At 72.9% G+C, this 4,738-nt stretch carries 3 protein-coding genes and 1 pseudogene; 1 reads left to right on the top strand and 3 read right to left on the bottom strand.

Translation table 11 applies throughout. The annotated features are described in order from the left end of the window. The first annotated feature begins 166 nt into the window (after window positions 1-166). The gene (locus tag ACY5KJ_RS17690; RefSeq protein ID WP_462187884.1) at window positions 167-1,054 is read left to right on the top strand and encodes a class I SAM-dependent methyltransferase; all 888 of its coding nucleotides are present in this window, start codon (window positions 167-169) and stop codon (window positions 1,052-1,054) included. Here the strand turns inward: ACY5KJ_RS17690 and ACY5KJ_RS17685 are convergent. The 3 genes and pseudogenes from ACY5KJ_RS17685 to ACY5KJ_RS17675 all read right to left on the bottom strand — a co-directional run. Further along, window positions 984-2,877: pseudogene (locus ACY5KJ_RS17685) on the bottom strand (dipeptide ABC transporter ATP-binding protein). The gene ACY5KJ_RS17690 and the pseudogene ACY5KJ_RS17685 sit on opposite strands and share 71 nt — an antisense overlap. Then, on the bottom strand, window positions 2,874-3,752 hold the full coding sequence (locus ACY5KJ_RS17680; protein WP_462187883.1) for an ABC transporter permease: 879 nt from the start codon (window positions 3,750-3,752) through the stop codon (window positions 2,874-2,876). Before ACY5KJ_RS17680 ends, ACY5KJ_RS17685 begins: the two are co-directional and overlap by 4 nt. Further along, window positions 3,749-4,738: ABC transporter permease (locus ACY5KJ_RS17675; RefSeq protein WP_462203887.1), on the bottom strand; the 990-nt coding region annotated here is incomplete at its 5' end. The genes ACY5KJ_RS17675 and ACY5KJ_RS17680, both read right to left, overlap by 4 nt.

Below are 4,738 nucleotides of genomic sequence, written 5' to 3'. Positions count from 1 at the left end.
GGATGTCGACTATGGACGCAGAAAGCTATCTTGACCCCACACGAACACGATGCCTAATTTCAAAACGCAGGGCACGGAACTCGGCACTTGGCACGAGCCCGTGATGCACGATGGCGGACCGTCAGTACGTCGGATCGGTTGGCATACCTCGGCTGGGGAGAAACAGATGACGCAGACCGTCACGGCACAGGCGGCCCGACTCGGCGGGTACGACGACGCCAGCCGGCTTCGGCAGGCTCAGGACACCGACTGGGTGCTCGAGTTCGCCGATCCGACCGCCCGGTCCGTCGCCGATCTCGGCTGCGGCATCGGTTCCCTGCTCGCCGCGGCGCTCGACCGCCTGCCCGACGCCGTCGACGCCCTGGGCCTGGATCGTGAGGAGTCCCGGCTTGCCGAGGCTCGACGCAAGCTCGCCCCCTACGCGACCCGGGTACGGTTCCGCTTCGTCCAGGCCGATCTGCGCCGGCCCCCGCAACTGGCCGACGATGCGGGTCCCACGGCGTTCGACCTGGTCACCCTCACCTCGGTCCTGCACTGGATCCACCCCGACGAGGAGCAGCTGGTGCGGTGGATCTCCACGCGACTGCGGCCCGGCGGCGCCTTCCTGCTCACCACCCACCATCCCGAGCACGACGAGTACGGGTTCGGTGGCAGCGACGACCTCGCCCGGCAGGCCCTGGTCCGGCTGGGCCATGCGGCCGAGGACGTACCCAGGCTGCTGGCGGCGGCCGGGATCATTCCGATCGCCGTACGCACCCTGTCCGTGGACGACACCGCGACCCTGCTCGATGCGTACTTCGACATCGACGGCGTCGACGAACGCCCGGCGGTCGTGCGGGCCGCGAACGGCGAGGAGTACCAGCGGTTCCACGCGGCGACCTTTGGCACCTACTACAGCCGGCTCGTCGGTGCGGACCGTCAGGAGGACTACTTTCGGGCGATCGGGGAGGTCGCGCAGCACCGCCTCGACACCGACGGGCACATCACCCAGATGCCGGTACGGCTGTGGCGCTGTCGGCCAGGGGCGTCCCGGCCTGCGGAGACGGCCCGGTAGCCGCTGGGGGGGTAGGCGGTCCGGGGAGCCGGGGCACCGCGGCGAGCAGCCGTACGGTGTAGGGGTGCCGGGGGGGCGGTGAAGACCGTCTCCACGTCCCCGGACTCGACGACCCGCCCGTCGTACATCACCAGGACCCGGTCGCTGAGGTGCTGCACGACGCCGAGGTCGTGAGAGACGAAGACCATGGCCAGGCGGTGGGTCCGGCGCAGGTCGACGAGCAGGTCCAGGACCTGGGCCTGGATGGACACGTCGAGCGCGGACACCGATTCGTCGCAGATCAGCACCTGCGGTTCCACGGACAGCGCCCGGGCGATGGCCACCCGCTGCCGCTGCCCGCCGGACAGCTCGACCGGTCTGCGCCGTAGTTCCCGCGCGGAGAGCCCCACCTGTTCCAGCCGTCGGACGGCGGCGTCGCGGCGCTCGGTTCGCGCGACCCCACCCACCCGCAGCGCCTGCGTCAGGATCCGGCCCACCGTCAGTCGTGGGTCGAAGGACCCCAGCGGGTCCTGGAAGATCGCCTGGATCTGCCGGCGGCGTGGTCGGCGGTCACGCTCCGGCACCCAGCTGCCCCAGCCGCCCCCAGGACCCGACGGGCCGACCCAGGGAACGCCGCCGAGCAGCACCTCACCCGCGTCGGGTTCGGTCAGACCCAGCATGATCCGGGCGAGCGTCGTCTTCCCCGAACCGGACTCGCCGACGAGCCCGAGGGTCTCCCCGCGGCGCAGCGCGAAGGAGACGTCCCGGACCACCTCGCGTCGCTCTCCGTCCGCCGTCCGGAACGCCTTGCGCAGTCCCGTCGCCCGCAGAAGGATCTCGGCGCCGGTCGAGCCGCCCGCGTCGAGCCCGGCAGACGCGAGCCCGGCCGACGCGATCCCGGCCGCCGCGATCCCGGCTTCGTCGACGGGTCCGGCCAGCCGGCTGCCCCTGGTCCGCGCGGAGGGCACGGCGGCAAGCAGCTCGCGGGTATAGGCGTGCGTGGGATCGCCCAGCACCCGCTCGGTCGGGCCACTCTCCAGGATCACTCCGTCGCGCAGCACGGCGACCCGATCGGCGAGCCGGGCGACGACTGCCAGGTCATGGCTGATGAGCAGCAGTCCCATCCCGCTCTCGCGCAGACCGGCAAGCAGATCGAGGATCCGGGCCTGGACCAAGACGTCGAGAGCGGTGGTCGGCTCGTCGGCGATGAGCAGGTCCGGAGTGCCGGCCAGCGCCGCGGCGATCAGCACCCGCTGGCGCAACCCGCCGGAGAGCTGGTGCGGGTACTGCCGGACACGGACCTGTGGATCAGGAATACCGGCCCGCGCCAGCAGCGTCGCGATCCGGGGGCCACGTTCGGCCCGCGCGACTGGGCCCTGTGCCCGCAGCGCCTCGTCGACCTCCTGCTCGACCCGCCGCAGCGGATCGAGGGAACCGAGGGCGTCCTGGAGCACCAGGCCGATCCGGCGGCCACGCAGGGCGCGCCATTCCCGGTCCCGCAGCCCGATGAGGTCGGTCCCGCCCAGGCGCAGCCGCCGGGCCTGGACCGTCGCGTCCGCTCCGGCGAGTCCGACGAGGGCGCGGGCGGTCACGCTCTTACCCGATCCGGACTCGCCCACGAGGGCCACACACTCCCCCACACCGACATCGAAGGAGATTCCCCGCACCACCTCGACGGCCCGACCGCCCCGGCCGAAGGAGACCCGCAGCCCGTCGACGGTCAGCAGGGTCGCGGACGGCTCCTTCGCCCCCCGCGCGCTCGGAGGTGTCGAACCAGGGGGCGCCGACCCCAGCGGTGCCGAGTTCGGCGGTGCCGGCGGTGAGACCTGCGGCTGGTCGTTCACGGAGTCCGTCCCTCCACCCGCAGGCGGGCATGGCGGCCGAGCACGGTCACGGCGACGACAGTGGCGGCGATCGCCGCCCCGGGGAACACCACGACCCACCAGGCGGTGTCGATGACGCCTCGGCCGTCGGCGAGCATCGCCCCCCACTCGGGGGCCGGCGGCTTCGTACCGAGGCCCAGGAAACTCAGCGCCGAACCGGAGATGATCGCCGTCCCGATGCCGACGGTGGCCAGCACGAGCAGCGGTCCTAGCGTGTTCGGCACGATGTGGCGCAGCACGATCACCGGTCGGGGCAGGCCGAGCGCCACCCCGGCGTCGACAAACCCGGCATGGCGGACGACGAGGGCACGCGACCGCACAACCCGCGCGTAGCTGGGGACCGCCGCGATGCCGATGGCCACCGCCGCGTTCACCGAGCCTGGACCGACGATGGCGATGACCAGCAGCGCGAGCAGCAGCTCGGGGAAGGCGAGCAGCAGGTCCACGAGCCGCATGAGCAGCCCGTCCGCGAACCGGCCGCCGAGGGCCGCCGCGAGGCCGACCGTCGCCCCGATCCCCGCGCCGAGCGCGGTCGCTCCGGCACCGAGCAGTAGCGAATGCCGGGCGCCGGTGACCACCCGCGCGAAGACGTCCCGGCCCAGCTGGTCGGTGCCGAACCAGTGTGCCCAGCTCGGTCCGCGCAGCGCCTCGCCGAGGTTCGCCCCGTCCGCGGGATGACAGCTGAGCAGCCCCGGCCAGGCGGTCGCGACAAGAAGCAGGACGATCAGCAGGCCGGCCGCGATCAAACCGGGACGCGGCCGGCCACCGCCGGTGCGGGCCAGGGCACCGGCGGCGGGCGACTCGGTCCCGGGGCGGGCCTCCCCGACCGCGGTCACCGGGACACCGCCAGATCAACCGCCGTGGCCCTCCCGGCACCGGATCCGTCGTCGCGCAGTCGCGGGTCAATGAGCAGGTAGAGCAGGTCGACCACGCTGTTCACGACGACGAAGACCGCCGCGGACAGCAGCACCACCGCGGTGACCACCGGGCTGTCCTTGGCCGAGATCGCCGCGAGGGTCACCCGACCGATCCCCGGCCGGGCGAACACCGCCTCGGTGACGACTGCGCCGCCGAGCAGGCTGCCCACTGCCCAGCCGAGCAGGGTGACGAGCGGGAGCGCGGCATGGCGCAGGGCGTGGCGGGTCAGCACGCCCACCGCGCCGATGCCGCGGGCGCGGACCGAGACGACGAACGGATCCTCCAGCGCGGCGTCAAGTCCCTCCCGCAGCACCTGGGCGAGGACCCCGGCGATCGGCAGGGCCAGCGCGGACGCCGGGAGGACCAGTCCGGACGGGCCAGTGGCGCCGGCACTGGGAAACCAGCCGAGGTGCGCAGAGAAGAGGGTGATGAGCAGGATGCCGATCCAGAACGTCGGGCTCGACACGACGAGCAGCTCGGCGCTGGTCGCCAGCATCCGGCCAAGCCGGTGGGTGGTGCCGCCCCGGCCGGCGGTCGACACCGCGAGCCCGATCGCCAGCAGCGCGGCGAGCGCGGACGCCGTGAGCGCCAGCTGCACCGTCGGCCACACCTGACCGGACAACACCTCCACGACCGGCCGCTGCAGCTGGTAGGAGGTGCCGAGATGGCCGGTCACCAGGCGGCGCAGCCAGGTGCCGTACTGGACGACGAGCGGCGACTGGAACCCGTACGTCTCGTTGATCTGCTCCCGAAGCTGCGGCGAGATCCCGAACGTCGGCCCGATCAAAGTGTCGACGGGATCACCCGGTACGACGTGCAGCGTCACGAAGGCCAACGTCGCCGCGCCCCACAGGACCCCGGCGCCCACGACCAGCCGGCGCAGCAGGAACCTCGCCACAGCCCG

It is taken from the genome of Frankia sp. CcWB3 (assembly GCF_977927595.1).
This window is presented reverse-complemented; position numbering and strand designations above follow the sequence as displayed.

Bases quoted from the DNA above. Each gene is read 5' to 3' on its own strand.
- ACY5KJ_RS17690 (WP_462187884.1), top strand. From the start codon at position 167: ATGACGCAGACCGTCACGGCACAGGCGGCCCGACTCGGCGGGTACGAC.